17 protein-coding genes are annotated in these 15,246 nt (G+C 68.5%); 6 read left to right on the top strand and 11 right to left on the bottom strand.

The genetic code is table 11. The features are described from left to right. Positions 1-6: 6 nt before the first annotated feature. The 5 genes from BLW48_RS12690 to BLW48_RS12670 all read right to left on the bottom strand — a co-directional run bounded on the left by BLW48_RS12690 (position 7) and on the right by BLW48_RS12670 (position 4,448). The gene (locus BLW48_RS12690) at positions 7-654 is read right to left on the bottom strand and encodes a LysE family translocator (protein ID WP_093175159.1); all 648 of its coding nucleotides are present in this window, start codon (positions 652-654) and stop codon (positions 7-9) included. Between the two features lie 19 nt (positions 655-673). Beyond that, positions 674-1,318: a YceI family protein gene (locus tag BLW48_RS12685; protein WP_093175156.1), complete on the bottom strand. Its 645-nt coding sequence runs from the start codon at positions 1,316-1,318 to the stop codon at positions 674-676. A 65-nt stretch (positions 1,319-1,383) separates the two neighbouring features. After that, positions 1,384-1,971 (bottom strand): YceI family protein, encoded by a 588-nt coding sequence (locus BLW48_RS12680; RefSeq protein ID WP_093175651.1) that lies wholly within the window; start codon positions 1,969-1,971, stop codon positions 1,384-1,386. After that, positions 1,971-2,555, bottom strand: a complete 585-nt coding sequence (locus BLW48_RS12675) for a cytochrome b (RefSeq protein ID WP_093175154.1) — start codon at positions 2,553-2,555, stop codon at positions 1,971-1,973. The genes BLW48_RS12680 and BLW48_RS12675 overlap by 1 nt, the downstream gene beginning before the upstream one ends. Positions 2,556-2,642: 87 nt before the next feature. Beyond that, complete coding sequence (locus BLW48_RS12670; protein WP_093175151.1) at positions 2,643-4,448, bottom strand: ATP-binding response regulator; 1,806 nt, start codon at positions 4,446-4,448, stop codon at positions 2,643-2,645. Between the two features lie 82 nt (positions 4,449-4,530). Here BLW48_RS12670 and BLW48_RS12665 point away from each other — a divergent pair, with 82 nt between their 5' ends. Further along, positions 4,531-5,769, top strand: a complete 1,239-nt coding sequence (locus tag BLW48_RS12665) for a THUMP domain-containing class I SAM-dependent RNA methyltransferase (protein ID WP_093077016.1) — start codon at positions 4,531-4,533, stop codon at positions 5,767-5,769. Here BLW48_RS12665 and BLW48_RS12660 read toward each other — a convergent pair. Beyond that, positions 5,755-6,222, bottom strand: coding sequence for a surface-adhesin E family protein (locus BLW48_RS12660; RefSeq protein ID WP_093175149.1), 468 nt, complete (start codon positions 6,220-6,222; stop codon positions 5,755-5,757). The genes BLW48_RS12665 and BLW48_RS12660 overlap by 15 nt on opposite strands. A 128-nt stretch (positions 6,223-6,350) precedes the next feature. On the opposite strand from BLW48_RS12660, the gene BLW48_RS12655 reads away from it, so the two are divergent. Both BLW48_RS12655 and BLW48_RS12645 read left to right on the top strand, forming a co-directional pair. Further along, positions 6,351-6,782 (top strand): putative toxin-antitoxin system toxin component, PIN family, encoded by a 432-nt coding sequence (locus tag BLW48_RS12655; RefSeq protein ID WP_093175146.1) that lies wholly within the window; start codon positions 6,351-6,353, stop codon positions 6,780-6,782. A gap of 431 nt (positions 6,783-7,213) precedes the next feature. Beyond that, complete coding sequence (locus tag BLW48_RS12645) at positions 7,214-7,459, top strand: hypothetical protein (RefSeq protein ID WP_093054125.1); 246 nt, start codon at positions 7,214-7,216, stop codon at positions 7,457-7,459. Positions 7,460-7,477: 18 nt separating this feature from the next. On the opposite strand, the gene BLW48_RS12640 is transcribed toward BLW48_RS12645, so the two are convergent. Both BLW48_RS12640 and BLW48_RS12635 read right to left on the bottom strand, forming a co-directional pair. Continuing rightward, a complete protein-coding gene (locus BLW48_RS12640; RefSeq protein ID WP_093054128.1) occupies positions 7,478-8,389 on the bottom strand; it encodes a BUD32 family EKC/KEOPS complex subunit in 912 nt (303 codons plus the stop codon). A 64-nt stretch (positions 8,390-8,453) separates the two neighbouring features. Further along, positions 8,454-10,151: an FMN-binding glutamate synthase family protein gene (locus BLW48_RS12635; protein ID WP_093175143.1), complete on the bottom strand. Its 1,698-nt coding sequence runs from the start codon at positions 10,149-10,151 to the stop codon at positions 8,454-8,456. 55 nt (positions 10,152-10,206) lie between these two features. Here BLW48_RS12635 and BLW48_RS12630 point away from each other — a divergent pair, with 55 nt between their 5' ends. Both BLW48_RS12630 and BLW48_RS12625 read left to right on the top strand, forming a co-directional pair. Next, positions 10,207-11,001 carry a YecA/YgfB family protein gene (locus tag BLW48_RS12630; RefSeq protein ID WP_093054132.1) on the top strand — a complete coding sequence of 265 codons (795 nt, stop codon included), beginning with the start codon at positions 10,207-10,209 and terminating at the stop codon, positions 10,999-11,001. Positions 11,002-11,047: 46 nt separating this feature from the next. Continuing rightward, positions 11,048-12,235: an MFS transporter gene (locus BLW48_RS12625; protein WP_093054134.1), complete on the top strand. Its 1,188-nt coding sequence runs from the start codon at positions 11,048-11,050 to the stop codon at positions 12,233-12,235. Here the strand turns inward: BLW48_RS12625 and BLW48_RS12620 are convergent. Genes BLW48_RS12620 through BLW48_RS12610 form a run of 3 tightly spaced genes read right to left on the bottom strand, consistent with a single transcriptional unit; the run spans position 12,225 to position 13,956 of the window. Beyond that, positions 12,225-12,542 (bottom strand): GNAT family N-acetyltransferase, encoded by a 318-nt coding sequence (locus BLW48_RS12620; RefSeq protein ID WP_093054135.1) that lies wholly within the window; start codon positions 12,540-12,542, stop codon positions 12,225-12,227. The two genes, BLW48_RS12625 and BLW48_RS12620, sit on opposite strands and share 11 nt — an antisense overlap. After that, on the bottom strand, positions 12,539-13,033 hold the full coding sequence (locus BLW48_RS12615) for a nuclear transport factor 2 family protein (protein WP_093175141.1): 495 nt from the start codon (positions 13,031-13,033) through the stop codon (positions 12,539-12,541). The genes BLW48_RS12620 and BLW48_RS12615 overlap by 4 nt, the downstream gene beginning before the upstream one ends. 26 nt (positions 13,034-13,059) lie before the next feature. Beyond that, a complete protein-coding gene (locus BLW48_RS12610) occupies positions 13,060-13,956 on the bottom strand; it encodes a LysR family transcriptional regulator (RefSeq protein WP_093175138.1) in 897 nt (298 codons plus the stop codon). A gap of 77 nt (positions 13,957-14,033) precedes the next feature. Between BLW48_RS12610 and BLW48_RS12605 the strand changes: the two genes are divergently transcribed. Next, positions 14,034-15,218, top strand: coding sequence for an Acg family FMN-binding oxidoreductase (locus tag BLW48_RS12605; RefSeq protein WP_256330766.1), 1,185 nt, complete (start codon positions 14,034-14,036; stop codon positions 15,216-15,218). Positions 15,219-15,246 lie beyond the last annotated feature (28 nt).

The following is a 15,246-nucleotide window of genomic DNA, read 5'->3' as shown; positions in this document are numbered from 1 at the left end:
GTCGGCTCAGTTGCCGCGCACGGCCGACCAGATCAGCCGCAGGCCCAGCAGCCCCATCACGCCGCCGGCGGCCCGGTCGATCCAGACCTTGTAGCGCAGGTAGGCCGAGCGCGGCGCTGCCGAGGAAAGCGCCAGCGCCACGATGGCGTACCAGCCCGTCTCGATGCAGAAGATGACCGCCGGCACCGCCAGTGCGAGCACCAGCGGCACCTCGCGCGGCAGGAAGGCCGCGAAGATGCTGGCGTAGACCACGGCAGTCTTCGGGTTGCTGACCTGCGTGGCCAGGCCCAGCAGGAAGGTGCGGCCGCTACGGCCCTGCTGGCGCGGCGACCCGTCCGTCTCCTGCGCCGCCACGGCCAGCGGCTGCCGCGCGCCGCTCCAGATGCGAAAGCCCAGGTAGACGAGGTAGGCGCCTCCCAGGCCCTTGATGGCCACGTACAGCGCCGGCACGGCCAGGAACGCCGCCTGCAGCCCGGCCAGCGCGGCAATCGCGAAGACCAGCCCGCCGGCACCCATGCCCAGCGCTGCGGCCAGTCCGTCGGTGCGCGAGGTCACGGCGGTGCGGGCCACCATCACGAAGCTGGGGCCAGGGCTCATCGCGCCCACAGTCATGGCGCCGGCGATACCGAGCAGCGAAAGGGTGGTGTCCATCATGGCCTTGCCTTCTCCGGTGTCACTGCACGTTGACCGCTTCGACCTGCACCAGCAGCTTCACCTTGTTCTCGAAGCCGAAGTTCAGCCCCCAGGTGATGCCCCAGTCGCTGCGCTCCACGGTCGTCTCGAAGTCGCCGCCGCACACCTGGCGGTTGATCAGCGGGCTCAGGTAGCAGTTGAAGCGCACGGCCTTCAGCGTCACCGGCCTGGTCTGGCCCATCAGCGTGAGCGTGCCCGGCACGTCGACCACCTTGCCGCCGCTGAAGTCGATGCGGTCGGCCACGAAGCGGCCGGTCGGAAACTCGGCCACGTTGAAGAAGTCCTTGCTTTGCACGTGGCGGTTGAGCAGGTCGACGCCGGTGTTGATGGAGCTGATGTCCATCGTGATGTCGACCTTGCCGCTGGCGCCGGTACCGTCGATCTGCACGGAGCCGTCCTTGGTGCTGAAGCGGCCCCGGTTGGTGGTGGTGCCGTAGTGGCCCATTTCGTACATCACGAAGGTGTGCGTCGGGTCGACCACGTAGTTGGCGTTTTTCACCGGCCCGCCCGCGGGCTTGGCGGCCACGGCTGGCGCGGTGTATTCGGGCCCTTGTGGTTGCTGCTGTGCCGTGGCGCCGGTGAACGCGGCGGCCGACAGGGCCGCGGCGAGAAGGAGCTTTTTCATGGCGTTGGTTGTGTGGGTCATGAAAGAGAAAAGTGAGTGAGGGGAGGGCAGGCCCATTCGGCCGTTCACAGCGGCCCGAGGCCTGTGAGCGTGAACTTGAAGCGCACCTGCACCTCGTTGCCGACCATCGAGGTGTCGGTCCATTCGCCGTCGCCCACCTTGTAGTCGAGCCGCTGGATCGTAAAGCTTCCAGTGGCCACCGCGTAGTTGCCGCCGGCCGCCGCGATGCTGACGGGCACCGTCACGTACTTGGCCGTGCCCTTGATGGTGAGCTTGCCCGCCATCTCGAACTTGCCGTCGCCCAGCGCCTTGATGGCGCTCGACTGGAAGCTCGCCTGCGGGAAATGCGTGGCGTCGAACCACGGCTGCTTGGGCAGCTCGGCGTCGCTCATCGGAACGCCGAAGCCGGCGCTGGCCGTGTCGATCTGCAGCGCGACGCTGCCGCCCTCGGGCTTCTTCGGATCGAAGGCGACGTGTGCGTCGAACTTCTTGAATGTGCCTTCGACCGGCACGCCCATCTGCTTGGTGACGAACACGATCTGGCTCTTGTCGGCAACGAGCTTCGCGGCCGCGGGCTCGGCGCCGGCCGGCAGCGCCATCGCGAAGGCCAGTGCCGCGAGCGACGGCAAGAGGCGGAAAAACAGTCGCTTCATCATCGAGCAGATTCCTTGCGTGGCCCGGGCCACATGCGTTTCAGAAGACCGTCGCGGTCGATCCAGTGGTGCTTGAGCACCGCCACCACGTGCAGCAGCGTGACGCCCGCCAGCACGAAGGCGCAGTTGCGGTGCAACGGCTGCAGCACCGCCTCGGCGAAGTCGTGGTCGACCGGCACGAAGTCGGGCAGCGGCAGCACGCCGAACCACGCGACCGGCATGCCCATGGTCGAGCTGTAAGCCCAGCCGGACAGCGGCACCGCGAAGAACAGCAGGTACATCAGCGTGTGGCTGATGCGGTAGCTGGCCAGCTGCAGCCGCGTCATGCCCGGCGGGAGCGCCGGCGGACGGTGCCCCAGCCGCCACAGCAGCCGCAGCGCCGAGAGCGCGAGGATCGTGATGCCCGCCCATTTGTGCCAGCTGTAGACCTTCAGCCGCAGCGGCGAGAACGGCAGGCCTGTCATGTAGAGCCCGACGCCGAACGAACCGACGATCAGGGCCGCGAGCAGCCAGTGCAGCGCGATCGCGAGCGGGTCGTAGCGCGGGTCGGCGGCGAGGGGAGGGGGGGATGTGTCGGTGGACATCGAAGGCAGGGCTGGCGGCCTGTGCGCGGAGCATATATCGGAAGCCATGACAGCACAGCAGGGCCCGTGCCAGCCCGGTGGCCTCGGTCAGCCCCGCAGCTGCTGCGCCTTCAGCAGCACGCCGCGCAGTTCGTCCGGCTGCACCGGCTTGCGCAGCGCATGCCAGCCGCGCTCGGCGGCGAGCCGCTGGGTGGCTTCGTTGATGTCGGCCGAAATCAGCGCGATCGCCAATGAGGGCTTCTGCCGCTGCAGCTTCTCGGCCAGCGCGATGCCATCGAGCGCACCCGGCAGGCGGATGTCGCACAGCGCCGCGTCGAGCGCGCGCAGGTCGGCCAGCGCCAGCGCCTCGGCGGCGCTGGCATAGACGCGCGGCTCCACTTCCCATTGCAGCAGCAGGGCCGAGAGGCTGTCGGCCACCACCGTGTTGTCTTCCACCACCAGCACGGCGAGCCCGGGGCGCAACGGCGTGCGCGCCGCCTCGTCGCCATCGTTCTGCGCCACGGCAGCGGGGCGCGTCGCCACCACCGCGCCTTCCGGCGCTGCAGGCAGTTCGAAGCTGAACACCGACCCTCGCCCGGGCGCCGAGCGCAGCGACACCGCAATGCCGAGATGCGCCGCCAGCCGCCGCACGATCGCCAGGCCCAGCCCATGGCCGCGCTGCAGGTTGCGCTCGACGTTGCCGATCTGCTCGAAGTCGTTGAACACGCGCTGCTGCGCGTCGGCCGCGATGCCGATGCCGCTGTCGCGCACCTCCACGCGCCAGGCCCTGCCGGCGCCTCGCCGCCGCGCCCGCACCGCCAGCAGCACGCGCCCGCGCGGTGTGAACTTGACGGCGTTGTCGACCAGGTTGGCGAGCACGCGGCGCAGCGACACCGTGTCGCTCCAGGCGATTGCGTCGCGCGGGCAGCGCACCAGCACCCGGCCGTCGCCCGCCTGCCGCGCCAGTTCCTGCAGCAGCGGTGCCAGCGGCACTGCCGCCGGGCGCAGCGGATCGACCGCGGCCTCGATGCGGCCGATTTCCAGCAGCTGGTTGGTCAGCCCCTCCAGCGCCTGCTGCGCCCGCGCCAGCGAGCCCACCGTGTGCTGCACCGCCTCCATGTCCGCGCCGTTGTTCAGCTGCTGGCGCAGCACCTCGGCCTGCAGGCCGATGGCCATCACCGGCTGGCGCAGGTCGTGGTTGGCGGCCGAGAAGAAGCGCAGACGCTCGGCCTGCGCATGCTCGGAGGCGCGCAGGCCGGCCAGTGCCTGTTCGCGCAGGGTGCGTTCGTTGAGCCGCAGGCCGATGTTCTCTTCGAGCTGGCGCGAGCGCTCGGCCACCAGCTTCCACATCATCGCGATCAGGCCGATGCCGATGACCGCCACGGCCATCATCACCGGCGCGCCCATCCATAGGCCGGTAACGATGATCGGCGCCAGCAGCAGCGTGATGGCGAGCTGCGTGGCCGGCGTGTAGAACGACACCGAGAAGGCCGACGACAGCGTCATGCCCATCAGGATCAGGCCCAGCAGCAGTTGCAGGTCGGCGCTCGCGGGGTTGAACAGCAGCACCCCGGCCAGCCCGTGCGCCAGCTCCCAGATGGCCGTGCGCAGCGTGTGCGTGCGCTGCGCCTCGCGCAGCGTTTCGGGCGCGAAGGGCTCTGGCAGGCGCTGCGGGAAGAAGCCGCGCATTACCGTCACCCCCGTGACCAGCGCGATCCAGACCAGCGCGCGCGTCAGCGAGTACTGCCAGGCGAAGAGCGCCGCCACGCCGCAGTTCAGCAGGTACTGCACCAGCAGCACCGGACCGATGGGCCGGACCGACAGCCGCAGCACCTCGCACTGGATCGCGAAGCGGTCGTCGCTGCTGTCGCTGGCGGCGGCCGGCGCGGTCGGTGATGCGGGGGTGGGGGTCATCGGCGAATCGACTATATAGAGAAGGTGCGTGACGCGGCGACAATGGAGTCCCCTAGTCGGGTTCCCCGATGGCCTAATTTCCGTGAACGATCTCTCCTTTTTCCTGCCTTGCGCCGCCGGCGTCGAGGAATTCCTCGCCCAGGAGGTGCACGCCCTGACCGGCCGCGTCGGCCAGGACCTGCTCACGCTGCGCGGCGGCGTGCGCGTGCGCGCCGACTGGCGCGACGCCTTGAAGCTCAACCTGCACTGCCGGCTCGCGCAGCGCGTGCTGGTCGAACTGGCCCACGCGCCCTACCGCAGCGAGAACGACCTGTACGCCATTGCCAACGGCGTGGCCTGGGAGATCTGGTTCACCCCGAAGCAGACCTTCAAGATCGAGACCACCGCCCAGCACAGCCCGCTGCAGAGCCTGAATTTCGCCACCCTGCGCATCAAGGACGCCATTGCCGACCGCTTCCGCGCCAAGGCCAACGGCGTGCGCCCGAGCATCGAGACCCAGTGGCCCGACTGCCGCGTGTTCGCCCACCTGACCACCGACACCTGCACGCTTTACATCGACACCTCGGGCGAGCCGCTGTTCAAGCGCGGCTGGCGCCAGGACAAGGGCGACGCCCCGCTGAAGGAAACCCTGGCCGCCGCCATGCTGGCCGCCAGCGGCTGGTGGAATCCCGAAACGGGCGAAGTGTCGACCCAGCCGCTGTACGACCCCTGCTGCGGCAGCGGCACTATTGCCATCGAGGCGGCGCAGATCGCGCGCGGCATCGCGGCCGGGTCGCTGCGGCGCTTCGGCTTCGAGAAGCTGCTGCCGTTCCAGGCGCACGTGTGGACCGCCATCAGGCAGGAGGCCGAGACGACCGTGCGCGAGGGCGGCGTGGCGATCTTCGGCTCTGACGTGTCGCACCGCATGGTCGACTTTGCCGAACGCAACGCCGAGCGCGCCGGTGTGGCGCAGGCCATCGAGTTCCGCGGCGGCGACGCGCTGCAGCGCATGCCGCCGGCCGAGGGCGGCGTGATCATGCTCAACCCGCCGTACGGCGAGCGCATCGAGGTGGGCGGCGTGGCCGGCACGGGGCGCTCGGGTGCGCGCGAATCGGCGCAGACCGAAGCAGGCGAAGGGGGCGACGGCGGCGAATTCTTCCCGCAGCTCGCCACCCACTGGAAGAAGAACTACGCCGGCTGGACCGCCTGGGTGCTCACGCCCGACCTGAAGCTGCCCAAGCAGATGCGCCTGAAGGAATCGCGCCGCGTGCCGATGTGGAACGGCCCTATCGAATGCCGCCTGTTCCGCTTCGACATGGTTGCGGGCTCAGCGCGGAAGTAGCTCGCCTTCGGGCTTCGGCTGCTGTTCTTTGGCTTCCTTGGGGCGAACCGCACAGGCCGCGTTGATCGTTCGCGTGACGAGGTCGCGCGCGCCGGCCAGGGTCACGGTGCGCACGTCGCTCTCCTCGAAATGCCTTACCGCGACCGGCTCGCCGACGAAATCCGGATGGCCAAAGTAGGTAGCGCTCACGTAGCGCGCGCTGCGGGCCTCGCAATCGACCTTGGCCCGGGCCTGGAAAGAGCGGAACCTGATGCCGTCGCGGCCCGTGCGGTCTTCAGGCAGGCTCATGCGCAGGCTCACGAGGCGGTTCGAGCCGTCCACCTCGACGGTGGTCGGCTCGACCTGCACGTAGCTGCTGGTGGCGTCGCCGGGCGTGCCCGACAGCGTGAACCACTCGGCCCGGACACCCACGGAGGCGAGCAGGACGAGGCAGAGCAGCGGGAGACGTTTCATGAAAGAGGGCGGATGCTGTGATGAGGCAGGGCGCGCAAGCGCCCGGGAGCATTGTCGTCGGCCGAACCGACTCGGGCCTGACGCCGGCCCCGCATGGTGCAACATCGGCGATATCCCCCGCACATTCCATGACGTTGACAGAACCCTCCGCCCCCGTCGTCATCGACACCAACATCGCGCTCGACCTGCTGGTCTTCGAAGATCCGGCCTGGGAGCCGCTGACTGCGCGGCTGGCCGCGGGAGAACTGCGCTGGCTGGTTACGGCCGCCATGCGCATGGAGCTCGAACGCGTGCTGGGCTATCCGCTGATTGCAAGGCGCATGGCGCAGCGCGAACTGCAGGTGCCGGCGGTGCTGGCAGATTTCGACGCGCGGGTGCAGATGGTCGAGGGCATTCCGCCGCGCGCACCTTGCGTGTGCAGCGATCCTGATGACCAGGTGTTCATCGACCTGGCTGTGGCGCATCGGGCGCTGCTGCTGAGCAAGGATCGGGCGGTGCTGTCGATGAAGAAGAGGCTGGCGCTGCGTGGGGTGGCGGTGCAGGCGACGTTCGCGGCCTAGCTGCCTCAATGGTTCGGGTGTCGGGTATCAATTGACAACCTTCTAGTCATCGATCCTTGTCAGGACGCTGTTAGATTTTTCAGCAAGGCAAGGATGGTTGCGGCGAATAGGCATTGCAGTCCCTTGCTTTTTTTGCGGCACCGACGCCACCCCTTCAGCCTTTGCTATGACTGGAAACCATGCAACCATCTTTTGCGACTCTTTGGCCGAATCACCCCAATATCAAGGGCGACGATGACCTGCTGGACAAAGATACCTACAAGGACCAATGCGCGATCAACGTAGGGGAGACAAGGTGACCACATCGACCTCTGGAATGGGTCGCGGATGACAGAACTCATGTCATATTTCCGTGTGCAGTGGCATCTCTCTTGGGAGGGGATCATCACTGACATGCGTCTAGCGCAAGCTATTTGGTTTTGGCAGGTTTCATGAAAATCCTACTTCGCCTCATCTGCATTGTGCTGGGGGGGCTGGCGCTCAGTTTTGTTGTGGCAAAGTGCGTGCTCGTGCCCATTGGCCAGTGGTACGAAATGAACAAAGCGCAAAGCGAGAGCGATCTAACTCAAGCCTTTGTAATCGCCCTTGCGGTGCAGGCAATTTGCGCCATCGTGGGTGGTTGGTTGGGCGACTGGGCATTCCGCAAATGGCGGCAGAAGCGACTCGATCGCCAATAACTCGCGCAACGACTGTCGCTAATTCGGGAGAGGCGCCAGATACCACCGCCCCAGCAACCGCGCCACCGCCCGCACCCGCTGCGTATCGCGCCCCCACCGCCGGCTCGCCGGCAGCTTCTGCGCCCACTTCATGCGCCGCGCTGCGTTCGCGATGCGCTCGCGCACCTCTTCGTTCACGCCGGACAGCGCCGCATGCCAGTGCTGCCCGGCAGCCTGCGGCGCGGCGGCTTCCAGCATCATGGCCGTCGAATGCAGATAGCTCAGCCAGTCGCGCGCCTGGCATTCGGCCAGCGTCATGACCTCGGCCGGGTCGTCCTCGAAATCGATGTAGCCGATCACGCCGTCAGGGCACTGCACGAGGTTGCGGTCGAAGGCCTGGCTCAGGTGCTGGCCGCGCACGTGCACGGCGGCGATTGCTGTCAGGCCCTCGCGCCAAACAGCCAGCAGCGCCGCGGGGCCCGCTGCGGCGGCCTGGTCGAGCCGCTCCTGCAGCACGACCGTCGCGCGGCCGCTTTCGCCCAGGTCGGAGATCAGCAGGCCATCGGCCTGTTGTGCCAGCACCACCGGCACGCGCAGGCCGGCGGCCGCGAGCTGTTTCAGCCGACGCGCCTCGGTGGCGATGGCCGCTTCGCCGCCCGGGTTGGGCACCGGCTTGATGATGTCCAGCCGCGCCATGCGCGCGACCGCCGCCATCACGCGGTAGCCCCACTTGCCGTGCCGGGGGCCGGCCTTCTTGAGCCACACGCGTTCGCTGCCGAAGCGGTGGCTGGCCACGTTCTTCTTCTGCTGGGGCAGGGTGGTGCGCAGGAACTCCGCGTAGTCGCTGGGCGCTGGCGGGTTCGGGGAAAGCGCGTCGAGGGGCGCGGGCGCCGAAGCTGCGCCCTTGCGCGTTTGCAGGCGCGCGTTGGCGCCTCGTCTCAAAGGATTCATCAGGTCGATACCTCCGCACTCCGTGCTGCGGTACGAGCTTGCTTGGGGCGGCCCGGCGCTGCACTCATGCGGCCATTGCAAAGCCCGTCACAAGCCCTTGCGGGCCCTGTGTGACGGGCTGGAAACTCTCAGCACTGGCCAGCGGCCAGTAGGTACGGAAAACATTGTGCTGCTCGTCGAGCGGGCCGAGCAGGGCGCCCGGCTGCACCTGCATCACCAGGTTGCTCAACAGGCGCACTTCGGTGTCGGAAATGCGGCGCACGATGTGGTGCGCGGTGATCTGCTGCGGATGGTCGAGGCCCGCGGCCTGCACCAGCTCCTGCAGCGCATGCAGCGTGCTGCGGTGGAAGTTGCGTACGCGGTCGGCCTTGGTGGGCACCACCAGCGCCTGCTGGCGCAGCGGGTCCTGCGTGGTCACGCCCGTGGGGCAATGGCCGGTGTGGCAGCTCTGCGCCTGGATGCAGCCCAGCGCCATCATGAAGCCGCGCGCGGCGTTGCACCAGTCGGCGCCCAGCGCCATCATGCGGGCCACGTCGAAGGCGGTGATCACCTTGGCGGCGCAGCCGATCTTGATGCGGTGGCGCAGGTTCACGCCGATCAGCGTGTTGTGCACCAGCAGCAGGCCTTCCTGCAGCGGCGCGCCCACGTGGTCGCTGAACTCGACCGGCGCCGCGCCGGTGCCGCCCTCGGCACCGTCGACCACGATGAAGTCGGGCGTGATGCCGGTGGCCTGCATCGCCTTGACGATGCCGAACCATTCCCACGGATGGCCCAGGCAGAACTTGAAGCCGGTCGGCTTGCCGCCCGACAGCTCGCGCAGCTTCGCGACGAAATGCATCATCTCGGTCGGCGTGGAGAACGCGCTGTGCGACGAGGGCGAGATGCAGTCCACACCCACCGGCACGCCGCGCGCCGCCGCGATCTCGGGCGTGACCTTGGGGGCCGGCAGCACGCCGCCGTGCCCGGGCTTGGCGCCCTGGCTCAGCTTGATCTCGATCATCTTCACCTGCGGGTCGCGTGCGTTGGCAGTGAAGCGTTCTTCGTTGAAGGTGCCGTCGTCGTTGCGGCAGCCGAAGTAGCCCGAGCCGATTTCCCAGATCAGGTCGCCGCCGTGCACCCGGTGATGCTGCGAGATCGAGCCCTCGCCGGTGTCGTGCGCAAAACCGCCCATCTTCGCGCCCTTGTTGAGCGCGAGGATGGCGTTGGCCGACAGCGCGCCGAAGCTCATGGCCGAGATGTTGAATACGCTCGCGCTGTAGGGCTGCGTGCAGACCTGCGCCGGGTTGGCGCCCACCGGCTGCGGCGTGCCGCCGATCACGATGCGGAAATCGTGGTTCTCGAGCTTCGTCGGCTGCATCGAGTGGTTGATCCACTCGTAGCCCGCGATGGTCACGTTCAGCTGCGTGCCGAAGGGCCGGTTGTCGGGGTCGCCCTTGGCGCGCTGGTACACCAGCGAGCGCTGGGCACGCGAGAAGGGTGCGGCTTCCGAGTCGCTCTCGATGAAGTACTGCCGCATTTCTGGCCGGATGAACTCCAGCAGAAAGCGCAAATGGCCGATGACCGGGTAGTTGCGCAGGATGGCGTGGCGGGCCTGCCGCAGGTCGTGCACGCCGGTACCTGTAAGTACCGCAAAAACGGCCACGCCGATCCAGGCCAGCCACAGGTGCGGCGACACCAGCACGAACGCGAGGCAGGCCGCCAGACCGACCACGCACAGGGCGAAGGCGCTGTAGCGCGTCGGAAACGGAATAATCGTGGGCATAGAAATAGTCTCGACCGGAGCCTGCTGCATCATAGAGGGCTGCCCCGAACTTGCCATGACGACCATTCCCGACCCCATTTCGCCCCCAGAGGCCACCTCCGCAGCCCAGTCCCCCCTCGGCCCCGACGATTTCGACGCACTCGACCAGGCGCTCGACGCCATGCGCGAGCACGACGAGGAAATCCCCCAATGGGAGTTCTGCGAGGGCTTCATGGCCGCGCTGATCTGCACCCGCCGGCCCATCATGCCGTCCGAATACTGGCCCGTGCTGCTGGGCGACAGCTTCTCGTCCGCGCAGCACATGGAGTTCGTCTGGAACTGGAAGCGCCGCTGGGTCGAGATCGAAGAGGGCCTCGATGCCCCCGTCGAAACCCTCGACGACGAACGCAGCTGGCAACCCGAGGTGCTCGACACCCGCGGCGCCATCGCCTCGCTGCCCGAGGAAGAACGTGCCGAAGTGGCCGGCGAAGCGATTCCCTCATTCGCGCAGGTCTGGGCGCTGGGCTTCATGTACGCGGTCGAGAACTGGCCCGAAGACTGGGCCACGCCGCGCGACAAAGATGCTGCGCGCATGCTCGACGACGCACTCGACAACATCGTCGCCCTCACCGAGGACGACAACGCCAAGCCCACGCTGTCGATGTACAGCGACGACGCCCCGCCCAGCGTGAGCCAGCAGCGGCTGGACGACTTCGGCGCTGCCATCTGGGCCGTGTACGACCTGCGCCAGCTCTGGAAGAGCCTGGGCCCGAAGGCCGAGACCATCCGCAAGGAAGCTGCTCCCGGCCGCAACGACCCGTGTCCCTGCGGCAGCGGAAAAAAATACAAGAAGTGCCACGGTGCCACCTAGCAGTGGCACTGGCAGTGCACCCCTGACGCCGCGCGCGGCCTGGGTGATGGTCCTGGCGCTGTGCGCCGGGGTCGCGCTGAGCCAGGCATTCCGCACGGTCGGCGCCATCATGGCGAGCCCGCTGCAGGCCGACTTTCATCTCTCCGCCCAGGCCCTCGGGATCTTCTCGGGGGCTTTTCACTTTGCGTTCGGCGCCATGCAGCTGTTCATGGGCATCGGCATCGACCTGCATGGCGTGCGCCGCACGGTGCTGGTGGCCTTTCCTGTCGCCATCGCAGGGGCGTTGCTGTCGGCGGTGTCGTCCAGCTACCTCGTGCTGGTAGCGGGCCAGGCGCTGATCGGCGTGGGTTGCGCGCCAGCCTTCCTGGTGTGCACGGTGTTCATCGCGCGGCACTTTCCGGCGGCGCGCTTCGCCACCGTGTCGGGCATGGTGCTGGCCGTCGGCGGCCTCGGCATGCTGGCCACTGGCACACCGCTGGCGTGGCTGGTGCAGGCCTATTCATGGCGCGCGGGCTTCCTGGTGCTGGCCGTGGCGGCTGCGCTGGCATGGCTCGCAATCTGGTACTGGGTGCACGAGCCCGCCTCGGCCGTGCCGCAGGTCAAGGAGTCGATCCCCGAGGCGATCCGCCAGTTCGGCGCGCTGTTCGCCATGCCGCACACGCTGGGCATCATGGTGCTGGGGGCGGTCACCTACGCCGCCTTCATCTCGCTGCGCGGCCTGTGGCTCGGCCCGCTGATGATGGAGCGCCACGGCTATTCGCTGGTGCAGAGCGGCAACGTCGCGCTGGCGGTGTCGGTGATCTCGCTGTTCGGCGCGCCGCTCTTCGGCCGGCTCGACCGCGACGGCGCCGGGCGACGCCGCTGGATCGTGATCTGCGCGCTCGGCTATGCGGGGCTCTTCGCGCTCATCGCGGTGTTGCACTCGGCCTGGCTCGACATCGCCGGCATGGTGCTGATCGGCGTGCTCTCCGGCTTCATCGTCTGGCAATACGCCGACGTGCGCGGCGCCTATCCGGCCACGCTCACCGGCCGCGCGATGGCCGTGTTCACGATGGCGATGTTCCTCGGCGTGGCGCTCATGCAGTGGGGCACGGGCGTCGCCGCTTCGGTGGCGTCGGCGCATGGCGGCGACCCGCTGACGGCCGTGCTGGCCACCATCGCCGCGCTGCTGGTGCTGGGCATCGCGGCCTTCGCGTGGCTGCCCGCGCCGAAGGCCGATTCCGTCAGATCTTGAAGGCGCGCTGGATGTCCGGCCGCACCAGGTCGGCGTACTCGCGATGCTTGCGGATGTAGCCCGCGATGAACTGGCACACCGGAATCACATGCAGCCCCTTGGCGCGCGCCTCGTCGAGCACGTGCCTCGCGATGCCCGAGCCCACGCCCTTGCCCTCGTGTTCCGGCAGCACCTCGGTGTGCGTGAACATGATCGCGTCGGTCAGCAGGTTGTACTCGGCATAGGCCGCGAGCTTGGCATCCAGCGTGGCCTCGTAGCGGTGCTGGGCTTCGTTGTTGGAAAAGGTGAGGGCGGTGTTGTTGCTCATGGCTGGCGTGCAAGAAAAGTGGCGAGGTTGGCTGCGGCGGTGGCGCGCACCTTGTTGTGCAGCATGGGTGTCCAGCCGAGCAGCAGGCCCGGCGTGCCGAGCGCCTGGCGCGACCAGGTCCAGAACGGAAAGCTGTCGCGGTGCGTCGCGATCAGCCCTTCGGGCGTGAAGGTGAAGCGCGCGTCGATGCTGTTGTCGACGAGGCGGCCAGTGGCGCTGAAGCGGTAGTGCGCGTCCCAGTGGGCGCTGCCGGTGTTGTCGTCGGCCTTCACGTCGCGCCAGGTCAGGCGCCACACGTCGGCGCCCTTGGCTTTCGTGGCCGTGGCCAGCATGCGCCACATGCCGCCCACTTCGCGCCGCCCACGCAGCGAAAAAGCCTCGTCGTCGAACACCGCGTCGCTTGCGTAGCAGGCTTCCATGGTGGCGGCGTCTAGCTTGGCGAACGCGCTGTAGAAGCGCTCGATGGTCTGGGCATTGGTGGCTGCGGTCATGAGGCCTTCGGGTTGGTGGGCGGGGGTCACAGCACCTGGGGAATGGTGCGGGCGAGGAAATCATAGACCGAGCGGATGCGCCGGTCGGTGCGCACTTCGCGGTGCACCGCCAGCCATACGGGCAGCACCGGCAGCTTGATCGAAGGCAGCACGCGCACCACTTCGCCGTCGGTGTGGGCCAATGACTCGCTCACGAAGCCGATGCCCATGCCCTGGCGCAGCGCTTCCCAGTACACGCTGACGTCGTCGGTGCGAAAGCAGAAGTCCTCGCGCTTCAGGGGCGCGCCGAGCTGGGCGGAGCTGCGCAGGATGCTGTCGTCGCGGTCGTAGCCCAGCAGGTCGTGTTTGAGCAGGTCGGTGATCTGGCGCGGCGTGCCGCGGCGGCGCAGGTAGTCACGCTGGGCGAAGGTGCCGAGCGCGAACCGGCCCACGCGCCGGGCGATCACCGAGCCGGTCTCGGGCGGGCTCATGCGCAGCGCGATGTCGGCCTCGCGCCGCAGCAGGTTGCTGACTTCGTTGGTTGCCACCAGCTCGACCTGTATCTCGGGCAGCTCGCGCCGCATCTGGGCCAGCAGCGCCGGCAGCAGGTGCCGCGCCGTGGCCTGGCTCGCCGAGATGCGCACCGTGCCGGCCAGCGCGGTGTTGGCGCCCGACACGCTGCGCGACAGCGCGAGCGCGCCGCTTTCCATGCTGCGCGCGGCCTGCGCGAGCCGCGTGGCCATTTCGGTCGGCCGCAGGCCCCGGCCGGTGCGCTCGAACAGCACCACGCCCAGCTGCGCTTCGAGTTCGGCGATGTGGCGGCCCAGCGTCGGCTGGCTCGCGCCCACGGCGCGCGCCGCTCCCAGCAGGCTGCCATGGTCGAGCGCGGCCAGAAACGCGCGCACCAGCCGCCAGTCGAAGCCCAGTTCCTTGTCGGGTCTCATCGGTATTCAGTTTTGAATAGCAGTTATCGAAGCTTGACGCATTGTGAACTGCGGGCGCGCTTTCGATAATCCGCGCAATGGATGAGCGAAGAAACTTTGTCCGGCTGCTGGGAGGCGGCGTTGTCGTAGCGGCGGGTGCGGCCGCGCTGGCAGCCTGGTGGCTGAACTCCGACATGCCGGCGGCCGCGCTGGAGGTATGGAACGGCCCCGGCAACGAGCCCGACGTGCGCAAGCGCGCCGTCGCCTATGCCGTCACGGCCCCCACCGCGTACAACTGCCAGCCCTGGCTGGTCGACCTGCGCGAGCCCGACGCCATCGTGGTCTATTGCGACCGCGAGCGCGTGCAGCCCGAGTCCGATCCCTTCGGCCGGCAGGTCGTCATCGGCCACGGCGCTTTCATCGAGCTGCTGGTGATGGCGCTCGCGCAGCAGGGCGTGCAGGCCAGCGTGCAGCTATGGCCGCAGGGCGAGCTGATCGGCGAGCCGCGGCACTGGCCGCACATTCCGGTGGCACGGCTGCGGCTGGCGGACGGCGGCGTGCCCGATCCGCTGTTCGCGCAGGTGCTGCGGCGGCGCACGCCCAAGCAGCGCTTCGACCTCACGCGGCCGGTGTCGGCCGACATATTGCAGGGCCTCACCTCGGTGGTGCCGGTGGGCGGCATGGTGAGCTCATCCGGCACGGTCGAGATGGCGCGCGTGCTGCCCTTGCGCAGGCTCTGCGCCGCGGCCGCGCGCGTGGAGCTCGCCACGCCCGGCACCGCGATGGAAAACCTGCAGCTGCTGCGCATCGGCCCGCAGGAGATCCTCGAACACCGCGACGGCTTCTCGGTCAACGATCCGGCGCTGCGCATCGCCGTTGCGCTGGGGCAGTTCAGCCGCAGCACGCCCGCGCCCGAAGACAGCCCTTCGTTCCGCCAGACCCTGCAGATGTTCGAGGACCAGGCCCAAACCGCGATGGGCTTCGTCTGGCTCAGCACGCGCGGCAACAGCCGCACCGAGCAGATTGCGGCGGGCCGCGCCCACGTGCGCCAGCAGCTGCGCGCCACCGACCTGGGCCTGGGCATGCACCCGATGAGCCAGCCGCTCGAAGAGTTCGCGGAGATGGCGCCGTGCCGTGCGGTCGCGCACGACCTGCTGCTGGGCACCGCGCGGCCGGGCGACAGGCACAGCCCGACGGTGCAGATGATGTGCCGCCTCGGCTACCCGATGGCGCCGGTGCCCGCCGCGCCGCGCCGGCCGCTCGGCGACTTCATGACGGCCTGAAGGCCTGAAGGCCGGAGCCTGCCCGCGC

This window comes from Variovorax sp. YR266 (genome assembly GCF_900107295.1).
Lineage (GTDB): Bacteria > Pseudomonadota > Gammaproteobacteria > Burkholderiales > Burkholderiaceae_C > Variovorax.
Note: the sequence above shows the minus strand (reverse complement) of the source record. Positions and strands in the feature narration are given on the sequence as shown.

Coding starts and splice junctions, on each gene's coding strand:
- BLW48_RS12685 (WP_093175156.1), bottom strand. CDS start 1,318: ATGAAAAAGCTCCTTCTCGCCGCGGCCCTGTCGGCCGCCGCGTTCACC.
- BLW48_RS12630 (WP_093054132.1), top strand. CDS start 10,207: ATGACGACCATTCCCGACCCCATTTCGCCCCCAGAGGCCACCTCCGCA.
- BLW48_RS12690 (WP_093175159.1), bottom strand. CDS start 654: ATGATGGACACCACCCTTTCGCTGCTCGGTATCGCCGGCGCCATGACT.
- BLW48_RS12670 (WP_093175151.1), bottom strand. CDS start 4,448: ATGACCCCCACCCCCGCATCACCGACCGCGCCGGCCGCCGCCAGCGAC.
- BLW48_RS12615 (WP_093175141.1), bottom strand. CDS start 13,033: ATGACCGCAGCCACCAATGCCCAGACCATCGAGCGCTTCTACAGCGCG.
- BLW48_RS12635 (WP_093175143.1), bottom strand. CDS start 10,151: ATGCCCACGATTATTCCGTTTCCGACGCGCTACAGCGCCTTCGCCCTG.
- BLW48_RS12645 (WP_093054125.1), top strand. CDS start 7,214: ATGAAAATCCTACTTCGCCTCATCTGCATTGTGCTGGGGGGGCTGGCG.
- BLW48_RS12660 (WP_093175149.1), bottom strand. CDS start 6,222: ATGAAACGTCTCCCGCTGCTCTGCCTCGTCCTGCTCGCCTCCGTGGGT.
- BLW48_RS12680 (WP_093175651.1), bottom strand. CDS start 1,971: ATGAAGCGACTGTTTTTCCGCCTCTTGCCGTCGCTCGCGGCACTGGCC.
- BLW48_RS12655 (WP_093175146.1), top strand. CDS start 6,351: ATGACGTTGACAGAACCCTCCGCCCCCGTCGTCATCGACACCAACATC.
- BLW48_RS12675 (WP_093175154.1), bottom strand. CDS start 2,555: ATGTCCACCGACACATCCCCCCCTCCCCTCGCCGCCGACCCGCGCTAC.
- BLW48_RS12640 (WP_093054128.1), bottom strand. CDS start 8,389: ATGAATCCTTTGAGACGAGGCGCCAACGCGCGCCTGCAAACGCGCAAG.
- BLW48_RS12610 (WP_093175138.1), bottom strand. CDS start 13,956: ATGAGACCCGACAAGGAACTGGGCTTCGACTGGCGGCTGGTGCGCGCG.
- BLW48_RS12605 (WP_256330766.1), top strand. CDS start 14,034: ATGGATGAGCGAAGAAACTTTGTCCGGCTGCTGGGAGGCGGCGTTGTC.
- BLW48_RS12620 (WP_093054135.1), bottom strand. CDS start 12,542: ATGAGCAACAACACCGCCCTCACCTTTTCCAACAACGAAGCCCAGCAC.
- BLW48_RS12625 (WP_093054134.1), top strand. CDS start 11,048: ATGGTCCTGGCGCTGTGCGCCGGGGTCGCGCTGAGCCAGGCATTCCGC.